The organism is Pseudomonas sp. IzPS59, assembly GCF_014863505.1.
In the GTDB taxonomy this organism is placed as follows: domain Bacteria; phylum Pseudomonadota; class Gammaproteobacteria; order Pseudomonadales; family Pseudomonadaceae; genus Aquipseudomonas; species Aquipseudomonas kribbensis.
The window spans coordinates 4,296,395-4,318,751 of the sequence record NZ_CP062251.1; the positions used below are offsets into that span (position 1 = coordinate 4,296,395).

At 60.2% G+C, this 22,357-nt stretch carries 18 protein-coding genes; 6 read left to right on the forward strand and 12 right to left on the reverse strand.

Annotated features, from left to right (window positions below; genetic code table 11):
• Positions 1-149: 149 nt before the first annotated feature.
• Positions 150-2,078, forward strand: coding sequence for a transglycosylase SLT domain-containing protein (locus IF189_RS19210; protein WP_134827577.1), 1,929 nt, complete (start codon positions 150-152; stop codon positions 2,076-2,078).
• Between the two features lie 72 nt (positions 2,079-2,150).
• Here IF189_RS19210 and IF189_RS19215 read toward each other — a convergent pair whose 3' ends face one another.
• Both IF189_RS19215 and IF189_RS19220 read right to left on the reverse strand, forming a co-directional pair.
• The gene (locus tag IF189_RS19215; protein WP_192552095.1) at positions 2,151-3,185 is read right to left on the reverse strand and encodes a Fic family protein; all 1,035 of its coding nucleotides are present in this window, start codon (positions 3,183-3,185) and stop codon (positions 2,151-2,153) included.
• Between the two features lie 65 nt (positions 3,186-3,250).
• Positions 3,251-5,026: an ABC transporter transmembrane domain-containing protein gene (locus IF189_RS19220; RefSeq protein ID WP_192552096.1), complete on the reverse strand. Its 1,776-nt coding sequence runs from the start codon at positions 5,024-5,026 to the stop codon at positions 3,251-3,253.
• A gap of 258 nt (positions 5,027-5,284) precedes the next feature.
• On the opposite strand from IF189_RS19220, the gene IF189_RS19225 reads away from it, so the two are divergent.
• Complete coding sequence (locus IF189_RS19225) at positions 5,285-5,464, forward strand: PA1571 family protein (protein ID WP_065260694.1); 180 nt, start codon at positions 5,285-5,287, stop codon at positions 5,462-5,464.
• A gap of 57 nt (positions 5,465-5,521) precedes the next feature.
• Here the strand turns inward: IF189_RS19225 and pdxB are convergent, their stop codons facing one another.
• A complete protein-coding gene (gene pdxB / locus IF189_RS19230) occupies positions 5,522-6,664 on the reverse strand; it encodes a 4-phosphoerythronate dehydrogenase PdxB (RefSeq protein ID WP_192552097.1) in 1,143 nt (380 codons plus the stop codon).
• Positions 6,665-6,823: 159 nt separating this feature from the next.
• On the opposite strand from pdxB, the gene IF189_RS19235 reads away from it, so the two are divergent.
• Positions 6,824-8,233, forward strand: coding sequence for an MATE family efflux transporter (locus IF189_RS19235; protein WP_192552098.1), 1,410 nt, complete (start codon positions 6,824-6,826; stop codon positions 8,231-8,233).
• A gap of 50 nt (positions 8,234-8,283) precedes the next feature.
• On the opposite strand, the gene tusA is transcribed toward IF189_RS19235, so the two are convergent.
• Together tusA and rlmM are read right to left on the reverse strand one after the other, a co-directional pair.
• The gene (gene tusA / locus IF189_RS19240) at positions 8,284-8,535 is read right to left on the reverse strand and encodes a sulfurtransferase TusA (RefSeq protein ID WP_007953079.1); all 252 of its coding nucleotides are present in this window, start codon (positions 8,533-8,535) and stop codon (positions 8,284-8,286) included.
• A 65-nt stretch (positions 8,536-8,600) separates the two neighbouring features.
• The gene (rlmM, locus tag IF189_RS19245; RefSeq protein WP_192552099.1) at positions 8,601-9,674 is read right to left on the reverse strand and encodes a 23S rRNA (cytidine(2498)-2'-O)-methyltransferase RlmM; all 1,074 of its coding nucleotides are present in this window, start codon (positions 9,672-9,674) and stop codon (positions 8,601-8,603) included.
• A 221-nt stretch (positions 9,675-9,895) separates the two neighbouring features.
• Here rlmM and acnA point away from each other — a divergent pair, with 221 nt between their 5' ends.
• Positions 9,896-12,637 (forward strand): aconitate hydratase AcnA, encoded by a 2,742-nt coding sequence (acnA, locus tag IF189_RS19250; protein ID WP_192552100.1) that lies wholly within the window; start codon positions 9,896-9,898, stop codon positions 12,635-12,637.
• Positions 12,638-12,918: 281 nt separating this feature from the next.
• On the opposite strand, the gene IF189_RS19255 is transcribed toward acnA, so the two are convergent.
• Both IF189_RS19255 and IF189_RS19260 read right to left on the reverse strand, forming a co-directional pair.
• Entirely contained in the window at positions 12,919-13,749 is an 831-nt protein-coding gene (locus IF189_RS19255; RefSeq protein WP_192552101.1) for an aminoglycoside phosphotransferase family protein, read from the reverse strand.
• Positions 13,736-14,224 carry an SRPBCC family protein gene (locus tag IF189_RS19260; protein WP_085713126.1) on the reverse strand — a complete coding sequence of 163 codons (489 nt, stop codon included), beginning with the start codon at positions 14,222-14,224 and terminating at the stop codon, positions 13,736-13,738. The genes IF189_RS19255 and IF189_RS19260 overlap by 14 nt, the downstream gene beginning before the upstream one ends.
• A gap of 134 nt (positions 14,225-14,358) precedes the next feature.
• On the opposite strand from IF189_RS19260, the gene IF189_RS19265 reads away from it, so the two are divergent.
• Entirely contained in the window at positions 14,359-14,763 is a 405-nt protein-coding gene (locus IF189_RS19265) for a lysozyme inhibitor LprI family protein (protein WP_134827582.1), read from the forward strand.
• A gap of 113 nt (positions 14,764-14,876) precedes the next feature.
• Here the strand turns inward: IF189_RS19265 and peaD are convergent, their stop codons facing one another.
• The 4 genes from peaD to peaA all read right to left on the reverse strand — a co-directional run bounded on the left by peaD (position 14,877) and on the right by peaA (position 19,450).
• Positions 14,877-15,995 carry a quinohemoprotein amine dehydrogenase subunit beta gene (gene peaD / locus IF189_RS19270; RefSeq protein ID WP_134827583.1) on the reverse strand — a complete coding sequence of 373 codons (1,119 nt, stop codon included), beginning with the start codon at positions 15,993-15,995 and terminating at the stop codon, positions 14,877-14,879.
• Between the two features lie 23 nt (positions 15,996-16,018).
• Positions 16,019-16,342, reverse strand: a complete 324-nt coding sequence (qhpC, locus tag IF189_RS19275; RefSeq protein ID WP_008016081.1) for a quinohemoprotein amine dehydrogenase subunit gamma — start codon at positions 16,340-16,342, stop codon at positions 16,019-16,021.
• A gap of 1 nt (position 16,343) precedes the next feature.
• A complete protein-coding gene (peaB, locus tag IF189_RS19280) occupies positions 16,344-17,774 on the reverse strand; it encodes a quinohemoprotein amine dehydrogenase maturation protein (RefSeq protein ID WP_134827584.1) in 1,431 nt (476 codons plus the stop codon).
• A gap of 95 nt (positions 17,775-17,869) precedes the next feature.
• The gene (gene peaA, locus IF189_RS19285; protein ID WP_134827585.1) at positions 17,870-19,450 is read right to left on the reverse strand and encodes a quinohemoprotein amine dehydrogenase subunit alpha; all 1,581 of its coding nucleotides are present in this window, start codon (positions 19,448-19,450) and stop codon (positions 17,870-17,872) included.
• A 370-nt stretch (positions 19,451-19,820) separates the two neighbouring features.
• Here peaA and IF189_RS19290 point away from each other — a divergent pair, with 370 nt between their 5' ends.
• Positions 19,821-21,755 carry an amidohydrolase gene (locus IF189_RS19290; RefSeq protein ID WP_192552102.1) on the forward strand — a complete coding sequence of 645 codons (1,935 nt, stop codon included), beginning with the start codon at positions 19,821-19,823 and terminating at the stop codon, positions 21,753-21,755.
• Positions 21,756-21,804: 49 nt separating this feature from the next.
• Here the strand turns inward: IF189_RS19290 and IF189_RS19295 are convergent, their stop codons facing one another.
• On the reverse strand, positions 21,805-22,221 hold the full coding sequence (locus IF189_RS19295) for a hypothetical protein (protein WP_134827587.1): 417 nt from the start codon (positions 22,219-22,221) through the stop codon (positions 21,805-21,807).
• Between the last annotated feature and the right edge of the window lie 136 nt (positions 22,222-22,357).

The following is a 22,357-nucleotide window of genomic DNA, read 5'->3' on the forward strand; positions in this document are numbered from 1 at the left end:
GCCGCTGACGTACTCTGCACAACATTTGTTGCGAACTTGTGCCGCAAGGCCCGCAAAGCTTTCGCCGTCTGCTGGCAAAAGGCTAAGCTACAGACAATTCAGTGCCGCCCACGCTGGCACTTGTCATGATTTCTCTGCCCGGATGTCTCATGCGCAGTCGCCTTCTCAGTGTTTTGTCCTGTTTGCTAATCACCGCCGCTGCTGCTCAATCCGCCCAGGCGGTGGACCTGTCCACCCAGCGCCAGTATTACGATGAGGCCAAGCGCGCCCTGGCCAAGGGCGACACCGGCCCGTATTTCCGTTACAGCCAGGCGCTCGCCGATTATCCGCTGGAGCCGTATCTGGCCTACGACGAGCTGACCGCCCGCCTGAAGACTGCCAGCAACGCGGAAATCGAGAAATTCCTCGCCGAACACGGTGACCTGCCCCAGGCCAACTGGATGAAGCTGCGCTGGTTGCGCTGGCTGGCCGACCGTGGCGACTGGGCGACCTTCGTCAAGTATTACGATCCGAAGCTCAACTTCACCGAACTGGACTGCCTGAACGCGCAGTACCAGATCAGCAGCGGCCACAAGGCCGAGGGTTACGCCAATGCCGACAAACTGTGGCTGACCGGCAAATCGCAACCCGCCGCGTGTGACGCGCTGTTCGGCATCTGGGCTGCCGATGGCCAGTTGACCGAGCAAAAACGCTGGGAGCGCACCAAGCTCGCCGCCCAGGCGCGTAACTATCCACTGGCCAACAGCCTGGTCAACGGCCTGACCACACTGTCCCCACGTGGGCGTCTGCTGGTGGATGTGGCGCAGAAGCCGGAACTGCTCAACCAGCCATCGCGCTTCACCCCGGCCGACGAACCGATGTCGGACATCGTCAGCCTTGGCCTGCGCCGTCTGGCCCGTCAGGATCCGGACAAGGCCATGGATCTGCTCGACGGCTACGCCAGCAGCATGCATTTCTCGCGGGATGAAAAAGTCGCGATCGCCCGGGAAATCGGCCTGACCCTGGCCCGTCGCTTCGACAGCCGCGCGCTGGACGTGATGACCAAATATGACCCGGAACTGCGCGACAACACCGTGTCCGAATGGCGCCTGCGCCTGCTGCTGCGCCTGGCGCGCTGGGACGACGCCTATCAGTTGACCCGTCGCCTGCCGCAGGATCTGGCCACCACCAACCGCTGGCGTTACTGGCAGGCCCGGAGCCTGGAACTGGCGCAACCGCAGAACCCTGAAGCACAGACGTTGTACAAGAGCCTCGCACGGGAGCGGGATTTCTACGGCTTCCTGGCTGCCGATCGTTCACAGCTGCCCTATTCGCTGGTCAACAAGCCGTTGGTACTCAGCCAGGCCACCATCAACAAGGTGCGCAACACCCCCGGCGTGCGCCGCGCGCTGGAATTCCACGCCCGTGGGCAGATCGTCGACGGACGTCGCGAGTGGTACCACGTCAGCCGCCATTTCAACCGCGACGAGATGGTCGCCCAGGCCAAACTGGCCTACGACCTGAAGTGGTACTTCCCGGCAATCCGCACCATCAGCCAGGCCCAGTATTGGGATGACCTGGACATCCGCTTCCCGATGGCCCACCGCGACACCCTCGTGCGTGAAGCCAAGGTCCGTGGCCTGCACTCGAGCTGGGTGTTCGCCATCACCCGTCAGGAAAGCGCCTTCATGGACGACGCCCGCTCCGGCGTCGGCGCCAGCGGCCTGATGCAACTGATGCCCGGCACCGCCAAGGAAACCGCGCGCAAGTTCAGCATTCCGCTGGCCTCGCCGCAGCAGGTGCTCGATCCGGACAAGAACATCCAGCTCGGCGCCGCCTACCTGAGCCAGGTGCACAGCCAGTTCAACGGCAACCGCGTGCTCGCCTCCGCCGCCTACAACGCCGGCCCGGGTCGCGTGCGCCAGTGGCTGCGCGGTGCCGACCACCTTAGCTTTGACGTGTGGGTCGAAAGCATCCCGTTCGACGAGACCCGCCAGTACGTGCAGAACGTGCTGTCCTACTCGGTGATCTACGGCCAGAAACTCAACTCGCCGCAACCGCTGGTGGACTGGCATGAGCGGTACTTTGACGATCAGTGATCCTGTAAAGATCGACGTAAACAAAAATGCCCGCATCGAAAGATGCGGGCATTTTTTTGGGATCATAATTGGCTAACCGTGTTGCAACTTCACCAGCTGAAATCTGCCGCTCGAAGTCAGCCGGTACTTCTGATTCGGGCTCCTCGGCGAGTCGGGATCAGTCATCTCGATCAATTCACCCACTAAAGCGGGTGTCAGGTAGTTCGCGCGAAAAGTAGCCTTGTGGGCCAGACCCAGCGCCCCCATCAGCTCGTTGACACTGAGTGGAGCGCTATCAAAGAGTAGCTGAAGCAGCTTTTTTACTTGGTCGGTTACTTGGTCGGTTACTTGGTCGGTGGAAGGCTCATTTTCAATAGCCTCGCGCAACGCCAGATTCAGCGCATTCAACATATACTCCACGAACGGCGTTGATTCCGCCATTCGGTCAGCAGCTGACAACGCTGCGTAATAATCATCCTGCTGCTCGCGAATCACTGCCTCAACGGGCAGGTACGCCAACACCGGCCGCCATTGACTGAGGATCAACGTCTGCCATAACCGCCCCATTCGACCATTGCCATCGGCAAATGGATGGATGAACTCAAACTCGTAGTGAAAGACACAACTGGTAATCAACGGATGCCAGTCCGAAGCATCGAGCCACGCCAGCAAGTCGTCAACCAAATGGGCAATCCTGCTTGGCGGCGGTGCCATGTGGACCAGTTGTTCGCCACGATAGATGCCGACACCCGCTCGACGAAAGCGACCAAAGTCGTCAATCAATCCATGCATCAACAATTCGTGAGCACGCAGCAAGTCAGAACGATTACCGGGCTTCCACTCAGTCAAGCACTCATATGCCGCAAAGGCATTGCGCACTTCCTGAATTTCCCGAGGCAAACCCAACACTCTTTGCCCGGCCAACACAGCAGTTACCTGTTCGACGCTGAGAGTATTGTTTTCAATGGCAAGAGAAGCCTGGATCGTTCGAATACGATTCCCACGACGCAACTGAGGTGTCTGTCGCCCACTGTCAGCAGCCGAAAGCTGACCGATCTGCTCACTGATCTCTGCGATCAACGCAAGCATTCGAGGCGTCAGGGTCAATGGGGGTTGGTAGCGGCTCATATCCATTCCAGGTGCTTCTCAATGGTCGTCATAATGCCCGATGCCATCGAGCTCGGCAGCCTTAATCAATGAGCTTTCTGCCCGTCACTGAACTGCAACGCCGCCAACCGCGCATACAGCGGATTGCTCGCGATCAGCTCCTGATGCGTACCGATCGCCACCAGTTTGCCCTGGTCCATCACCGCAATCCGGTCGGCGTTTTTCACCGTGGCCAGGCGGTGGGCGATTACCAGCGTGGTGCGGTTTTGCATCAGGCTGGGCAGGGCTTGCTGGATCAGGTGTTCGCTCTGGGCGTCGAGGGCGCTGGTGGCTTCGTCCAGCAGCAGGATCGGCGCGTCGACCAGCAATGCCCGGGCGATGGCCAGACGTTGGCGTTGGCCGCCTGACAGGCCGAGACCACCGTCGCCCAGATGGGTCTGGTAGCCGTCAGGCATTTGCTCGATGAAGTCGTGGGCGTGGGCGATTTTCGCGGCTTCCTGCACCTGCTCCAGCGTGGCGGTCGGGCAACCGTAGCGAATGTTTTCTTCGACGCTGCCGAAGAACAGCGCCGGAGTCTGCGAAACCAGCGCGAAACAGCGACGCAGGTCCAGCGGATCAAGGCTCGTCAGCGGCACACCATCGATCAGGATTTGCCCTTCCCGCGGATCGTAAAAACGCAGCAACAAGTCATACACCGTGGACTTGCCCGCACCGGACGGACCTACAAGCGCGAGGGTTTCGCCCGCGTTGACCGTCAGACTCAAGCCGTCAACGGCAAAGCTTTCGGAACGCGAAGGGTAGGAAAAGCGCACGTCCTGCAACGACAGCTCGCCTTTGATCCGCTCCGGCAAGGTCACCAGTCCGTCTTTCGGCGGCTGGATAATGTTCTCCGAACGCAGCAATTCGGCGATGCGCTCGGCGGCGCCCGCTGCGCGCTGCAATTCGCCGATCACTTCGCTCAATGTGCCAAAGGCACTGCCGACGATCAGGCTGTAGAACACGAACGCCGCCAGCTCACCGGCAGAAATCCGCCCGGCAATCACGTCCATGCCGCCGACCCACAACATCACCGCGACGGCACCGAGCACCAGCACGATCACCAGCGTAATCAGCCAGGCCCGCTGAAAAATCCGTTTGCGCGCGGTCTCGAACGCCTGCTCGACCGTCGAGGCAAAACGCTGTTCATCCTGAACCTGGTGGTTATAGGCCTGAACGGTCTTGATCTGGCCAAGGGTTTCCGACACGTAACTGCCAATGTCGGCGATCCGGTCCTGGCTCAATCGCGAAAGATTACGCACACGTCGCCCGAAAATCAGGATCGGCGCAATCACCAGTGGCAGCGCAATCACCACAATACTGGTGAGCTTGGCATTGGTGATGAACAGCAGCACGACGCCGCCAATGACCATCAGCAGATTGCGCAGGAACAGCGACAGCGACGAGCCGATCACCGATTGCAGCAACGTCGTGTCAGCGGTCAGGCGCGACTGGATTTCCGAGCTGCGATTGTCCTCGTAGAACCCGGGATGCAGGTACACCAGATGGTTGAACACCTGCCGACGAATGTCAGCCACCACCCGTTCACCGATCCATGACACCAGATAAAACCGGGCAAAAGTGCCGACCGCGAGCCCCAGCACCAAGAGCATGAACAGACCAATGGACTGGTTGAGCAGATGCGGCGACTGGGTCATGAACCCCTGATCAACTAGCAGCTTGATGCCCTGCCCCATCGACAAGGTGATGCCGGCCGTGACGATCAACGCAAGCAGCGCACCGAAGGCCTGCCAGCGATAGGGCGCAAGAAAATGACTAGTCAGGCGCAGGGCCCGTCGGTGTCGCGAGGAGAGCATCGGGATCATTCAGGTTCACGTCGTGTGCTGATTAATGGGGCCAGCCTGGACACTCAATGGGGTGGAACTCTGCAAATCACAATGAGTCAGGTTAATTATGACCGGCCAGACTACCCCCTAGATGCTATCGGTCTAATGCCCGGGTTGAGACGAACGGTCAATTCTGCTTGAGTGAAGATACCGTTCCGGAAAGATCGAAGGGAGTTGTCACAGCCTGGTCACCTGACGGTTTTATTGTGCTTACACAACCTGATGAGGAGACAGGCCATGTCCTTGCAACACAGCAGCGACGACAAGATTCAAGTGATCCGCACCAAGCCCGGCCAACCTCTGGGTTGCTCGATTATCGATAAGGATGGGCGCGAAGTGCCAATCACTGAAGACATGATCCAGAACGCTTGCCGCGAACTGGAGAAGCGATTGGTCAAGCCTGCCGAACAAAAGTGATGTAGCCACCGTCTTCCTGACCCGGCCCCCGTAGGCCGGGTTTTTTCTGCCCGCGATTTATACGGCCACAGCACCCAGCGCCGACACGATCTGCCGCAGGGCCGGCGAATCACCGTCAATCCGCACCTTCAGCCCTTCGATCTCGCGCCGTACCGGATACTGTTTGCGCAACACATCGAACGCCGCGCGTTGTTCGCCAACGCTACCCAACAAAGTGCGACGGAAATCCGCATCGTCCCGGCGTGGGTCGTACACGCCACGGCACAACATCGCCAAAGCCCAGGCCGGATCACTGTCGGCATGCAGGGAAACTTCCGACAACCACGGTGCCGGCAACAGATCGCCGAGCTGAATGCTGGCCGGCTGACCGATGAAATCGCAATACGCCTGATAGATCTGCGCCGTGCCGCGTTGCTTGCCATCGAGGCTGTAACCGGCAATATGCGGGGTCGCCAGCACACAGAGTTCGGCCAAGGCCACATCGACTTCAGGCTCGGCTTCCCACACATCGAGCACCGCTTGCAGGTCTTCACGTTCCAGCAGCACTTCGCGCAAAGCGGCGTTATCCACCACCGGACCACGGGCGGCATTGATCAGCCAGGCGCCGGGCTTGAGTTGCTGCAAACGCTGCTCGTCGAACAAGTGCCAGGTCGCACCTTCACCACTGCGGGTCAGCGGGGTGTGCAGGCTGATCACGTCGCACTGCTGGACGATCTGCTCCAGGCTGACGTAGTCGCCGCCCTCGGCCGCCTGACGCGGCGGATCGCAGACTTTCACGTTCCAGCCCAGCCCTTTCAGCACCTTGATCAAGCGACCGCCGACTTCACCGGCGCCGATCACGCCGTAGGTGCGCTCACTCAAATCGACACCTTCGATTTCAGCCAGGGTCATCAGGCTGCCCAGCACATAATCCACCACACCACGCGCATTGCAGCCCGGCGCGCTGGACCAGGTGATGCCGGCCTCGTTGAAGTATTCGAGATCCAGATGATCGGTGCCGATGGTGCAGGTACCGACAAAACGCACCTGGCTGCCTTCGAGCAACGCGCGGTTGACGTTGGTCACCGAGCGCACCAGCAACACGTCGGCCTGTTCGACCGTGGCCCGGTCAATGGAACGGCCCGGCACCCGGCGGATCTCGCCGAAACCGGCAAAAAAGGCATCGAGCAACGGGATATTTTCGTCGGCAACAATCAGCATGGCAGGGCTCCTTGGGCGGATCGGCAGTGTAGGCGCTGGGACTGCGATGAGCCAGCCGGCTGTTGATTACAAATCCGCAACAGAGGATTTTTCCTGACCATAACGTCGGCGGCGTAGAATGCCCGGCCTTGCGCATCAACCCCTGTGGACGCTTTGCCTGTGAACTCCGTAACCGAACGCCCTGCCGCCGTTTCCCTCAACCGCCCTGCCCGGGTTCGCCTGGAGCTGAAGAATCTGCTCGGCCTGGCCCTGCCGATCATGATCGCGCAGCTGGCAACCACCGCCATGGGCTTCGTCGATGCGGTGATGGCCGGGCGCGTCGGGCCAAAGGATCTGGCGGCCGTGGCGCTGGGCAACTCGATCTGGGTACCGGTGTTTCTGCTGATGACCGGCACCCTGCTGGCCACCACGCCGAAAGTCGCCCAGCGCTTCGGCGCCGGCACCCACAGCGAGATCGGCCCGATCGTGCGCCAGGCCTTGTGGCTGGCGCTGGTGGTCGGACTGATGGCGACCGGCTTGCTGTTCAGTGCAGAACCGATCCTGCACCTGATGAAAGTCGATCCGGAGCTGATCGGCCCGTGCATGCAGTACCTGCACGGCATCGCCAGCGGTCTGCCAGCAGTGGCCTTCTACCATGTGCTGCGCTGCACCAGTGACGGCCTCGGTCGCACGCGGCCGGCGATGGTGTTGGGCCTGTGCGGTCTGGCGCTGAACATTCCGCTGAACTACGTGTTCATTTACGGCCACTTCGGCGTGCCGGCCATGGGCGGCGTCGGTTGCGGCTGGGCCACGGCAATCGTGATGTGGGTCATGGCGCTGGGTCTGGCCGGTTATGAGCGCTGGGCGCCGGCCTACAAGTCGAGCGAACTGTTCAGCCGTTTCGACTGGCCGCAATGGTCGGTGATCAAGCGTTTGCTGGCCATTGGTCTGCCGATTGGCATCGCGGTGTTTGCCGAGTCGAGTATTTTCGCGGTGATCGCGCTGCTGATCGGCAGCCTCGGCGCCACAGTGGTGGCTGGGCACCAGATCGCGCTGAACGTCAGCTCGCTGGTGTTCATGATTCCGTATTCGCTGGGCATGGCCGTGACCGTACGGGTCGGCCAGGCTCTGGGCCGTGAAGAACCCCGTGAAGCGCGTTTTGCGGCGGGTGTCGGCATGGGTACCGCACTGGCCTACGCCTGCCTGTCGGCGAGCATGATGTTGCTGATGCGCGAGCACATTGCGGCGATCTACACCTCGGATCCGATGGTGATTCACATCGCTGCGATGCTGATCGTGTACTCGGCGCTGTTCCAGTTCTCCGACGCGATCCAGGTCACCGCCGCCGGCGCCCTGCGCGGTTATCAGGACACGCGGGTGACGATGATCCTGACCCTGTTCGCCTACTGGGGCATCGGCCTGCCGGTGGGTTACGCCCTCGGCCTGACCGACTGGTTCGGCGAGCCACGCGGCCCGAGCGGCTTGTGGGAAGGCCTGATCGTCGGTCTGAGCTGCGCGGCGCTGATGCTGTCGATCCGCCTGACGCGCAGTGCGCGCAAACGCATTCGCATCAGCCGCTCGATGGGCTGACCGGCCATAAAAAAAGACCTGCAATTGCAGGTCTTTTTTTTGCCTTCCGATCAACCGGACTTCTTGCGAATCCAGTACAGATAGGTCCCGGCTTCTTCGTGCTGCCCCACCAGTTCATGGTCGAGAAACACGCAGAACTTGGGGATGTCGCGACGGGTCGAGGGGTCGGTGGCGATCACCTTGAGCAGGCCGCCGGGCACCAGGTCACGGATGTGCTGGTGCAGCATCATCACCGGCTCCGGGCAATTGAGGCCCGTAGCGTCGAGGGTGCCGTCGACCGGCGTATCGATCATTTCACTCATGATTCACTCCTGAAACTGGCCGGCATTGTCACCCAATGCCGGGTGTTCGGTCACCTGTCGCGCGCTCAGCGGGCTTTGGCTTTCTTCACGTCATGGCGGCGCAAATGGCAGGTCACTTCCTCGCGGTCGTGGTACAGCTGCTTGCAGCCGATGTCGACCTTGATCCCGCGGGCCTTGAAACCATCGGCGATGCGCTCCAGCAGACGCTTCACTTCGGCGTAACGCTGCTTCATCGGCAACTTGAGGTTGACCACCGCTTCCCGGCAATGCCCCTCGCCGATCCATTCTTCGAGCATCGCGGCGTTGCGCGCCGGCTTCTCGACGATGTCGCAGACCATCCAGTCCACCGGCTGCTTGGGCTTGAAGGTGAAACCATCGGCCATCAAATGCTGCACCAGACCGGTGTCCATCAGACTTTCGGCCATCGGGCCGTTGTCGATGGCGGTCACCAGCATGCCGCGATTGACCAGTTGCCAGGTCCACCCCCCCGGCGCCGCGCCGAGGTCGACGCCGGTCATGTCGCTGTGCAGGCGCTCGTCCCACTGATCCCGGGGGATGAAGTGGTGCCAGGCCTCTTCCAGTTTCAGGGTCGAACGGCTCGGCGCCTCGCGCGGAAACTTCAGGCGCGGAATGCCCATTGGCCACATCGCCGAGTTACCGGCATCGGCCAGACCAAGGAACACCTCACGGCCGCTCTTGAAGGTCAGCAGCAGGCGCGGCTTGCCGGCGTCCTCCACCAGTTTTCCGGCGCCGGTCAGCGCCTTGCGCAGCGGGCCTTCGAACTTCTTGCAGAAGTTCGACAGTTCCTTGCCATCATTGGTGTCGACGACTTCCAGCCACAGGCTGCCGCACACCGGGAATTCGGCCATGTGCGCGAGGATCACGCTGATGCGGTCGGTTTCCGGCAGATCGATGAAAACCCCGCGCGCCCATTGGCGCGGGAAGATCAGCTCGGCGAAACGCTGGCCACGCATCAGGCGCTCGGCGCCGTCTTCTTCGGTGCAGACGAACTCGGCGCAAGCGGTCGCCGGTTTGGCCTTGGCGTAGCCGGCCACGTTCAGTTGGGCGGCGAGGTCGGAAATCTCCGAGCAGACTTCGCCTTCGAAGCCCGGCCGGCAATGCATGAATAGGGTGTTCATTCTTACTCCTGGGCAGAGGGCGATCATTCATCCCCTGCGCGATGTCCAGGCTTGCGTCAAAGCAAAGCCTGTCACGAAAACCGGCGCATGATAGCCGATGTCGGAACCTTGGACTTGCCCATAGAGTCCAGTTATTAGCCAGCTACTGAAAACAGGGCTACGTTGATAGCTCTGCCCGTCCCCTCAGTCCGTAGCCGTGCGGACTCAAAGGAGTGATCGTAATGCCGTCCCTCGATAGTCTGAAATCCCTTAAAACCCTGAAAGTCGACGACAAGACTTACCACTATTTCAGCTTGCCGGATGCCGCCAAGACCTTGGGCGACCTCGACAAGCTGCCGATGTCGCTGAAAGTCCTGCTGGAAAACCTGCTGCGCTGGGAGGATGAAAAAACCGTCACCGGCGCCGACCTCAAGGCGATTGCCGCGTGGCTCAAGGAGCGTCGCTCCGACCGGGAAATCCAGTACCGCCCTGCTCGCGTGCTGATGCAGGACTTTACCGGCGTCCCCGCCGTGGTCGATCTGGCCGCGATCCGCGCCGCCATGGCCAAGGCCGGAGGCGATCCGCAGCGAATCAACCCGCTTTCACCGGTGGATCTGGTGATCGACCACTCGGTGATGGTCGACAAGTTCGCCAGCGCCAGCGCATTCGAACAGAACGTCGACATCGAAATGCAGCGCAACGGCGAACGCTACGCCTTCCTGCGCTGGGGCCAGAGCGCCTTCGACAACTTCAGCGTGGTGCCGCCGGGCACCGGGATCTGCCACCAGGTCAACCTCGAATACCTCGGGCGCACGGTGTGGACCAAGGATGAAGACGGCCGCACCTATGCCTTTCCCGACACACTGGTCGGCACTGACTCCCATACCACCATGATCAACGGCCTCGGCGTACTTGGCTGGGGCGTCGGCGGTATCGAAGCCGAAGCAGCGATGCTCGGGCAACCGGTGTCGATGCTGATTCCTGAGGTGATCGGTTTCAAACTCACCGGCAAGCTCAAGGAAGGCATCACCGCCACCGACCTGGTGCTGACCGTGACCCAGATGCTGCGCAAGAAAGGCGTGGTCGGCAAATTCGTCGAGTTCTACGGTGACGGCCTCGCCGACCTGCCGCTGGCCGACCGTGCGACCATCGCCAACATGGCCCCGGAATATGGCGCGACCTGCGGCTTCTTCCCGGTGGATGACGTAACGCTGGAATACCTGCGCCTGTCCGGTCGCCCCAACGAAGTGGTGAAACTGGTCGAGGCTTACACCAAGGCCCAGGGTCTGTGGCGCCTGCCCGGTCAGGAACCGGTGTTCACCGACAGCCTGGCGCTGGACATGGGCAGCGTCGAAGCCAGCCTCGCCGGGCCGAAACGCCCGCAGGATCGCGTCTCGCTGCCGAATGTCGGCCAGGCGTTCAGCGACTTCCTCGACCTGCAATTCAAACCCGTCAGCAAGGAAGAAGGACGTCTGGAAAGCGAGGGCGGCGGCGGTGTCGCGGTGGGCAATGCCGATCTGGTCGGCGAAACCGATTATGAGTACGACGGCCACACCTATCGCTTGAAAAACGGTGCCGTGGTGATTGCCGCGATCACGTCCTGCACCAACACTTCCAACCCGAGCGTGATGATGGCCGCCGGACTGCTGGCGAAAAAAGCCGTGGAGAAAGGCCTGACCCGCAAACCGTGGGTGAAAAGCTCACTGGCACCGGGCTCCAAAGTCGTCACTGACTATTACAAGGCTGCCGGACTGACGCAGTACCTCGATCAACTCGGGTTTTCGTTGGTGGGCTATGGCTGCACCACTTGCATCGGCAACTCCGGGCCGCTGCCGGAACCCATCGAAAAAGCCATTCAGAAAGCCGACCTGACCGTGGCGTCAGTGCTGTCCGGTAACCGCAATTTTGAAGGCCGGGTGCATCCGCTGGTGAAAACCAACTGGCTGGCCTCGCCACCGCTGGTCGTCGCCTACGCCCTGGCCGGCACGGTGCGCACGGACATCAGCAGCGAACCGCTGGGTGAAGACAAGCAAGGCAAACCGGTCTACCTGCGCGATATCTGGCCGAGCAGCAAGGAAATCGCCGACGCGGTGAATCAGGTCAACACGGCGATGTTCCACAAGGAGTACGCCGAGGTATTTGCCGGTGACGAACAGTGGCAAGCCATCGAAGTGCCGCAGGCCGCCACCTATGTCTGGCAGGACGATTCGACCTACATCCAGCATCCGCCATTCTTCGATGACATTGCCGGGCCTTTGCCGGTGATCACCGATGTGAAAGGCGCACGAGTGCTGGCGTTGCTGGGCGATTCGGTGACCACCGACCACATCTCCCCCGCCGGCAACATCAAGGCTGACAGCCCGGCCGGGCGTTATCTGCGGGAAAAAGGTGTGGAACCGCGGGACTTCAACTCCTACGGCTCGCGCCGGGGCAATCACGAAGTGATGATGCGCGGCACGTTCGCCAACATCCGTATCCGCAATGAAATGCTCGGCGGGGAAGAAGGTGGCAACACGATCTACATTCCGACCGGCGAAAAACTGGCGATCTACGACGCGGCTATGCGTTATCAGGCCTCGGGCACGCCGCTGGTGGTAATTGCCGGGCAAGAATACGGCACCGGTTCCAGCCGTGACTGGGCGGCCAAGGGCACCAATCTGCTGGGAGTGAAAGCGGTGATCGCCGAAAGCTTCGAGCGGATTCACCGTTCCAACCTGGTGGGCATGGGCGTGCTGCCGCTGCAGTTCAAGCTCGATCAGAACCGCAAGAGCCTGAACCTCACCGGCAAGGAAACCCTGGAGATTCAGGGTTTGACCGGTGTCGAGCTGACGCCACGGATGAACCTGACATTGGTGATCACCCGGGAAGACGGACGCCAGGAGAAGATCGAAGTGCTGTGCCGCATCGATACCCTGAACGAGGTGGAGTACTTCAAGTCCGGCGGGATCCTGCATTACGTGTTGCGGCAGTTGATCGCCTCGTAAAACCTGCAGATGCAGAAACACCGCCAGATCGGCGGTGTTTCTGTTTGGGCACGGCACTTTTCCATAGGCGAAAAAAAACCCGCCGAAGCGGGTTTTTCCCAAGACCATTATCGACTCCCTGTCGGCAGCGATCCTTGCATATGGTCGATCATCCATGATCCTGAAACACTCCCTGTGCTTCAGTTGATGAGGCTAGATTACGCTGTGGATCCAATCGGCAATAGTCGAAAAAGCTACCAGCGCGTGTAAGACATTCGCCATAGCGAGCCTTCCGAAAACCCTTAGGCGTGTCGGGCGTTGAGTGCAGAAGCCGCCAGATCCGCGACTTTCAGATGTCCGACGGCGGCTTTCTGGTCGTCATCCTCCATGAACCATGCTGCAGACAGCCCGGCGAATGCCAGTACCCACTGCAAGAGACGTCGGCGGTCCAGCCCTGCCGTTTCACAGATCACATCGACTTGCCGTTGAAAGCGTTCAGGATCGGCAGCCGTCGGCAGTTCCGGATTGCAGATCAGGTTGGCGTAGTCATAATCACGCTCCCCCCGCACCCGTTTCGGGTCAATGGCCAGCCAGCCACGCGGGCCGAAATCGAGGACGTTGTCGTGGTGCATGTCGCCGTGCAGAACCACGATATCCCGGGGCGCGGCGAGCAAGGTTTCAGCCATTTGCAGGCAAACAGAATATTGGCCGCCGTATCGGGCGGCGGCCACTCGCAGCGAGGCAAACCAAGGGGCCAGCTCCACCAGTGTTGGTGGCTTCGTAGGGCGCGGTGCATGTAGCCTCGCGAGTGCTTTGCACATGATCCGGGTGGCCTCGTCATCCTCGCCATTGAGCGCCATGTGCATCAACGAACGCCGGCCCATGGCCCGCTCCAGCAACAGGCCGTCCTCGTGATGAGCGAGCACCCGGGCGGCGCCATCGCCATCCCACCAGGTCATCAGCAAGTTGCCGTACTTTTCCTCGTCGTCCACCGCGACCTTCAGCATCGCCGGCACATCGCCCTGACGCACCGGCAACAGCTTGCTGCCCGGCGTGATGATCGGAACGCCGTCCGGCGCCAGCCCCCAACGTTTCAACCACGGATCAAACCACTCGTTATCAGCCACCTTCACGCTCGCGTGCCCTGTCGGTCTCGGCCAGAAAGTGTTCAAGCCTGCTCAATTGCTCTTCCCAGCCACGACTGTCCATGTAGTAGGCCTCTTTCTGACGCACATCGGGAATATGCGCGAAACCTGACTCGGAGACCTTCAGCAGCGTGCCGTTCTCGTAGTCCTGCAGCTCGAATTTGACCAGTGTGGTCGGTTCCTGGGAGTAGTCGATTTTCGGGTTCACTGCATACGGGTGCCAGCGGAAGGAAAACAACTGCTGGGGCTCGACCCGCTCCACCAGCACGTTCCAGAGCACATGTTCATAACCGGGGTACGTGACCTGCCCCTGGGTCCACTCGCCGGCGATAAACCGCCGGCCTTCCAGAGCCACGCCAAACCACTGGCCAAACGCCTCGGCATCGACCAGCGCACGCCAGACATGAGAGCGCGGCGAGCGGAGCATGATTTTACGTTCAAAGCTGTTGGGTACTGGTTTCATACGTCACCTCCTGTTTTGAACAGTAGGCTTGTATGACCACATGTCCAATGCGAAGTTGTATCAAACGACTGATCGAAATCATGCTTCACCTGTCTACACTGCACATTTCTTCACCGCAAACAGCGAGAACCCCCATGTCCCCACGACTGCTTCTGGCCCTGACACCCTTTCTTTTCACCTCCATCGCCCACGCCGCCGTGGACTGCGCCAATGCCAGCGATCAGGCGACGATGAATCAGTGTGCCGGGCAAGAGAACAAAGCGGCGGATAAAGAGCTGAACGCGGTGTATCAGCAAATTACCGCGCGCCTGAAAGGCGAGCCTGCCAGCAAAAAACTGCTGGTCAGCGCTCAGCGGGCGTGGATTGGATTTCGCGATGCCGAATGCGAATTTTCGGCATCCGGGGTAAAAGGCGGGAGTATGTACCCGATGATCTACAGCTCATGCATTACGCGCGTGACCAAGGATCGAACCGAGGCGCTCAAGCAGTATTTGAAGTGTGAGGAAGGGGATGTGGGTTGCCCGGTGCCGGGGGCCTGATTTTTGTAGCGGTTCAGAGGGCCTCTTCGCGAGCAAGCCCGCTACCACATTTGAACCGCATTGCAAATGTGGGAGCGGGCTCGCTCGCGAAGGCGTCATCCATGACGCCCTGATTACCGAACAAATATCTGCGCCGTAGTAATCGCCATATCCCCACCCGGCAACTTGATGCTGCCAGTCTGTTTCATGGTTTCGGCATCGAAAATCGCCACGTCGTTGAACGTCCCGGCCAGGTAGATCTTGCTGCCGTCCTTGTTGAACGAAATGCAGTAGTAGGAATGGTCCAGTGTGGCTGCCTGGATCAGTTTCTTCTGCTTGATGTCGTACTTGGCCAGACGATTGAGCACGCCGAACATCAGGTTCGGATCCTTTGGTGAGCGCATGCCGCTGAAATAGATTTCAGTCAGCGGGCCGAAGTCGGTGGTTTCGGTCTTGCCGGTTTTCAGGTCGACGCTGAACAAGCCGTACAGGTATTCAGCGGTGGCCGGGTCCTGTTTCTTGTCCTTGAACTTGGCGGCGGTGTACAGCAGCGAGAAATCGTGGCGATAGGTCTGCTGGTTCCACACATAGAGCACGTCCGGGGCGCTGTAATTCGGGCGCTTCCAGTGACGGCTGGGGATCAGCACGTCGAACTTGCCGCTCTTCACATCGACCTTGTACACATCGGCGCCAGCCACATACAACGTGCCGTCATCGCCGCTCTGCATGATCGTCAACTGCCGTGGCGCCGGGAAGCTGCGCACCGGTCTGGCGTTCATTCCGGCGTCGGTGGCGTAGACGTCCAGCCGCGGCTGTTTGACCTCGTAATGGTCGTTCAGCATCAGCGTCGGGTTGGCGATGGTGTACAGCTCCTTGCCGTCGTGGCTGACGGTGAAGGCGAACATCGACCGTGCCTTCTCGCCCGGCTGCTGGGTGATGCTGGCATGGAACACCTGCTTGCAGCTGTCCAGCTCGACACCGTAAACGTCGGCGTAATGGTTGTTCAGCACATAGGCGGTCTTGCGATCCGGCGACAGCTGCACGGTGCCGGGGCCAAAGGCATCGGGCATCTTGCAGGTCTTGTACAAGCTGTCGGTCGACAGGTCGATGACGTGCAGGTTGTTCGGATAATTGGTGGTCAACATGTACTCGTGACCGTCTTGCAGCGCGGTGTTTTCATCGGCCAGAACCGGGAGCGAACAGGCGCTCAGAACCGCGAGTGCGACAAGGCCGCAGGCTTTGATGTTGTGCATGCTGGAATCCTTCTTCTTATGGATCACTTGTCTTTCGGGAAGACAGTGCCGAGGTTGCGCCAGTTGTCGTTGGACGCCTGGGCATCCTTGTTCCAGTCCGGGTAGGTGCTCATCATGTCCGGCACCTGGGCCGGCCACCAGCAAGGATCGGAGCAGCCATACAGGTCGGCTTCCATCGGCTGGCACAGCGAAGACACCCCGCCGAACGCATCGATTTCCCAACCCGGGTCGGTGGTCGAGGCGCAGCCCGCGACCGAGCTCATCGCCACCACCTCTTCGATGCGGTTCTCGTCCGCGGCCTGATCCAGCTTCAGCGCTTTGTTATTGATTGCCTTGAGATGTTTCATATCAGTGAGCCTTGCGCGGAGTGATGTAGCTGCTGATGAACGCAGGGTTGTTGGCCATGATCCGGGTGTAAACCTCGATACCGAAGTCGACCCAGTCACGCATCAGTTCGCAGTAGTGATACGTCGGGTGGGCCGGATCGCCGTAGCGGGCATAGCTCTCGTGGTAGCAGCCGCCGGAGCACAGGTTGCGGATCTGACAGTCATGGCAGCCGGTGTTGGTGCGATCCAGGCGCTGGGACAGGAAGTCGTTCAACTCGACCTGTTTCACCCCGCTGTGGACGTTGCCGAAGGTCGGCAGCGACGAGCCGGTGAAGCGATGGCACAGGTTCAGTTCGCCCTTGTGATCAACCGCCAGCATCTTCAGCCCGGCACCGCACGGCAGGGCTTTTTTGTGGCCTTCATGGATATCGGTGATCAACTGATGCAGGTTGGAGAACCCGATGTTGCGGTGCTCCAGCGCCGCGTCCAGATAACGCCGACCGAGGCGTTTCATGCTGGCGAAGACTTCGATCAATTCGTCGTTGGTCAGGTTGAAACTGCTGATATCGCCGGACGTCACCGGGGCAAATCCGACTTCGGCAAACCCCAGCTCGTTGAACAGGTGATCCCAGATGGTTTCAACGTCGGTGACGCCGGTGGTCAGGGTCACCCGCGCGCCGACCGGACGGCTGTTGTAGCGTGACAGCAGCATTTCGGCCTTGCGCCGCACCACGTCGTAAGTGCCCTGCCCGCCCACGGTGATGCGGTTGCGGTCGTGCACGGTTTTCGGTCCGTCGATGCTCACTGACAGCCCGAAGCGGTGGGCATTCAGGTAATCCACGGTTTCTTCGGTGAGCAGCGTGGCGTTGGTGGTCATCACGAACTCGACGAACTTGCCGGCCTCGGCAAAACGCTTTTCGCAGTAATCGACCATGTACTCGATCAGCTTGCGATTGCTCAGCGGCTCGCCGCCGAAAAAAACCACGGTGAAGCGTTCTTCGTCAGGGGATTCACGCAGCAGCATTTCCACTGACGCGATGGCGGTTTCGACGTCCATCTTCTTGCCGGCGGACGGCTTGTCGAGGTCCTCTTTGTAGCAGTAGGTGCAGCTCAGGTTGCAGCCGGTGTTGACGTTGAGCACCACGGTATTGATCGCGGTGCGCTCGACGCGTTTGACCGCGATGTCCGGGGTCAGCGGCGAGCCGTCGCTGACCAGCTCCAGGGAGATCAGCTCGCGCAGGGTCTCGTTGATTTCCTCGCCGTTGAACCGCGCGCCGAGGCGCTGGATCAGGTCTTCCGAGGAGCAGCCGGGGCCGCGCAACGCATCGATGATGGTGCCGGTCAGTTCATCGCTGGCAAACAGCGAACTGCTGGGGATGTGAAACAGCATGCGGTCGGCGTCGACGTGCACTTCGTGCAGATTACGTTCGACCAGATTCAAGATAGCGCCCATTGCAAACCTCCTGTGCAAGCCCCGCCTGGCGGGACTTGCGGTCATTCCGAAAAGTGTCTGAATCGCTGTCGTTCAGAAAAACTCACGTTTCAACATCAGGGAATGGGTGGATTGTTCCAGCGTTGCACGGTGACGATCAGGTGGCCTTCGCCGGTCAGGGATTTCCCTGCGTCGTCGACGGCGGCGATCACCTTGAGGTTGCCGGCATTGTTGGTGGACATCTTGCGCGCCGGATTCGGCCCGGCATCGCCCGGGGTGAACACGCCTGCGTCGGCCTGCATGGTGCCGGCGAACTTGACGTCTTCGTCCTCTTTGGCGCGCTCGTCGAAGGCTTCGACTTTCCATTGCGCCGGGAACACGCCGATGCGATACGGCTTGCCGTCGGCGCCCTTGCCCCAGGCTTCGGCATCGAAGCGACCCTGGACTTTCGGCGTCGACCCGCCGCCCTCGCCGATCCGTGCCACCGAGAATTCCGGCACCACTTTGACCGAGGCAATCGTGCTGTACACCGACAGGCTCGGGCCTTTCAGGCTGCCGACGCTGACCGCGCGCAGGCCCGGTTGAGCATTGGCTGCGGCTTTGACTTTGACCTTGATCCGCTCGGCGTTCTGCTCGACCACTTCGACTACATCCACACCATTGCCGAAATTCGGCTTGCCGCTCAGACCGCTGCCAACCAGCGTCACTTCAGTTTCGCTGCCGGCCTTCACATAACCCGGCTGCACCGCCAGCAAGCGTTGCGAACCCTGTTTGGCAGCGACGAAGTCCAGACCCCGCTCATCGTGCTCGGCCTCGAACATCCGGCCCTGCATGGCGTTGCCTTGTGCGGCGAACACCTGACGCATGGTCACGCCATCGACGGTCACGTTTCCGCGCCATTCGTAGCCGCTGTAGAGGATCGCACTGCCATCGCCGTTGAACGGGCTGCCATCGGCAAACTGACCTTTGACGGCAACCTTGAAGGTGTCACTGCCATCGGCGGTGACGCTCATGGTGCCAGCCAGTTCACCCTTGCCCGGCAAGTGACCGCTGAAGCTCCAGTCACCGACCAGCGCTTCGGCTTTCGGTGCGGTTTTGAGCCAGGCCTGCCAAGCCGGATTGTCCAGCGGATAACGCTTGGCCAGCAGCGGGACCATTTCCTTGCGGGCGATGTCGAACCAGTCGCGATCCCGGGCCAGCGCCTGATACTCCAGCGACGGCCACTGGCCGAGGTGGAAGTTCACCAGGCGTTCCCATTCCTGGGCCGGACGCCGTTGCAGGGCGATCCGCGCACCCGAGTGACAGCGGCCGCACATCTGCGCGGTTTTCTCGTCGAACTGCTCGACGGTGTTCAACCGGCGCTCCAGCGCGTAACGCACGCCATCGGTTTCGCTCGGCGCCAGGCCCTGGGTATCGGCCAGGTATTTGACCAGTGTGCGGCGGTCTTCATCGCTGATCTGCAAACCGTGCATGGTCTGCATCCGGGCGATGCTCATCAGCCAGCCTTCCGGGGTCTTGCGCTGGTGGCTGATGCGGCTCAACTGGTCGCCGGTTTCAGGGGTGTGACAGCCCTGGCAGGTTTCCTTGAGGATGGTCTGGGCGTCACGGGCTGCCAGGCTGTGGGGCGAATGCAGGGCCACGCAAGCGGCCACGGCCAGCAGGCTGGCGCTCATGCCTGATCGGAGTTTTCTCTTCATCAACGTCGAACCTCGCACGGTGCTTTCTTATTTTTGTGGCTTATCGTTTTTATGGTTTCTGCCGTTCGTGGCGACGCACGGACGGAGGCAAGCGAAACGTCTGAGGTGAGCAATACACGGAGCGTGCCAGCTTGCCGATAAGCTTTTCAATCAAGCAGTTACGCGCTCATCACGGTGTCGCGCCAATCTTTGCGTGGCCTCCTGGCGTCCAATTTCGCGACAGCTGTTGCAGTCTGAGACAAGCACAGTGCAGCGCCAAAAGCCCGGTTGCCGACGACTGACCGTCCGATATCAAAGTGCCTGCTACGCTTGCTGTTCGCACACTTCGTGCGTCACGCCTCTAACCACCGAAAACCTGAGGAATGGAATCATGGGATCACATGGACAGGGTCAAGGCTGCACCCATTGCGGCTGTGAAAACCCGGTATGGAATACGCTCAGACACACCGTCGACCTTAAAGCCTTCGCAGGCAAGGTCGCCGGCCTGCTACCGGAACCGGGCAGCGAATCGCTGATATTCACCGGCGGCACCATCTACCCCCTGAAAAACGGCAACATGGATGAGCAGGTGGAAGCGCTGGGCATCCATGGCGGCGACGTAGTAGCGTCGGGCACCCTCGACCATGTGCAGGAGCGCATGAAGGCCAAGGGCATCAAGTACAAGATTCAATCGCTGGAGAAAAGAACCCTGCTGCCGGGGCTGGTCGAACCGCACGCTCATATCGTGCAGTCATGCGTCATGAGCAACTGGCGGGACCTGGGGCCGATCGACGACTTCACGCAACAACTGCGCCCCCTCTACAACTGGGACTACCTGGTGAGGCTCATCAAAGATGACCTGCCCAAAGACAACAAGACCTGGATTCTCGGGCACATGGTCGATCCGGCGCTGATGCCACTGATCGTCGACAAGAACGGGCAAAAACAACTGACCCGCTTCTATTGCGACGCCAGTTTCGACCCGGCTCAGGACAACATCGGCAATCTGGACAGCATCGTCAGCAAAAGTCCGTTGCTGATGATGAGCGCCTCCATGCACACCGTTTACCTGAACACCGCCGCGACCAACGCCGTGTATGACCACCAGTGCAAAAAGGATCCGGACTTCAAGAATCAATACCCGACTGCCCAGGCGTTTGTGAACGCCACGCAAGGCGTCCTGCAGGAAGAGGCCGGAGTCATGCTCGCCATCAGCGCGATTCCGCTCATACAGGCGCTCGATGTGGTGAACATCTTCAAATACATGAAGAAGTACTTCGACAACGCGTCCAGCCGGGGCATCACGCTGCTGTACGACGCCATGGTGGATCCGGTATCCAAGGTGATTCTGGAAGCCTATGGCCTGACACATCCGCGTAATCTGCGCGTCGGGTATGCAGCGGCGTGTAATGGTGCGGACTTCAGCAAGATCGAAAAATACAAACCGGTGACCAAAGAAGCCGCACGACTTTTTTATCAAGGGTCCGTCAAGCTGATCTCCGATGGCTCGAACCAGGGCCTGACCGGCTACCAATCCCGGAAATACTGCTGCGATGCCACCTCCCCATACGGCAACTTCAACTTCGTCGACGCCGATGACAAAGAGCCAAAAACGCTGCCCGACACCTACGAAAAAACATTGAAGGAAGCCGTGAAAACCGGCTGGCCACTGATGATCCATGCCAACGGAGACCGGGCCATCGCGTTCACCTTGCAGGCTTACAAGGAGGCGTTGAACGGCCAGAGCGGCCTGGAAAAACGCCATCGCATCGAACACTGCTCAATGCTGAGCAATGACACGCTCGACCAAATGAAGGATCTGGGCATCTCTCCCAGCTTCCTGATCGGTCACGTCGGTTATTGGGGGTATGCGTTCGAACAGGCGATTTTCGAGGAACGGGCCAGCGAAATGCTCGACCTGTGCCAGGACGCCCTGGACAGAGGCTTGCGCATCTCGTTGCACAGCGATTGCACCGTCACCCCGCTGGGGCCATTGCGCTCAATGGAGCAGGCGGTGACCCGCAAGATGGAAGGCATACGCGACAAGAACGGTACGTTTGTCAAAGACGCAGCCCGACAACCCGTGCTCAACGAAGGGCAATGCCTGACCCGCCAGCAAGCGCTGAAAGCCATCACCTATGACGCTGCGTGGCAGTGCCATGCCGATGCCTTTACCGGTTCATTGCAGGACGGGCATTTCGCCGACTTCGTGATTCTCAAGGATAATCCCCTCGACGAAAAATACCCGGCCAGCGAAATCCGTAAAATCGTCGTCTGCGAAACCTGGAAAGGTGGGCACAAGGTCTACGACAACCCTGACGCCTGACCGATGATCGCTCGACCCTGCGGTTAACAGGCCGCAGGGGCGAGTTCCATTACTGAGCAGCCGTCTCCGGGACAGGCTTGTCAACCCGCTGTCCCGTTTCGATATCGCGGACTTCGAAATCCCACCGACCGTATCCGGTCTTGCCATCAAGCCCATAGGTACGGCCCGCTGCAAGTTCCACGGTTCTTTCCACCGTCCCGGTGTAGCTCTGCTGGGAAAGTTCTCTGCGTACCTCGATGCGATGGATGCCCGGGCCGATGAAGTACTGGGACTGCCGGCTCAACCAGAACCAGGTGCCTTCACCATCGACCCTGACGATCGTTAACGCCGGGTTGATCTGATTGATCGTGGCGATATCCGAAACAGGCTTGCCCTCTGCACTTTCATGGGTGAAGTGGATGCATCCCGACAGCGTCAACCCCGCCAGTAAAAGCGCTGCAGAACGTAAAATGTTGCCAACTCGCATCAATGCCCCCACAGGCCTATCAATAAAGCGGCATTAAATACGCTATCCCTTGGCGAAATGCCACTTTGCCATCATTGATTGAAGTCCTGATGCTGCTTTCAGTCAGCGCCTCAGCCGCTGCAAATCAGTATCTTGA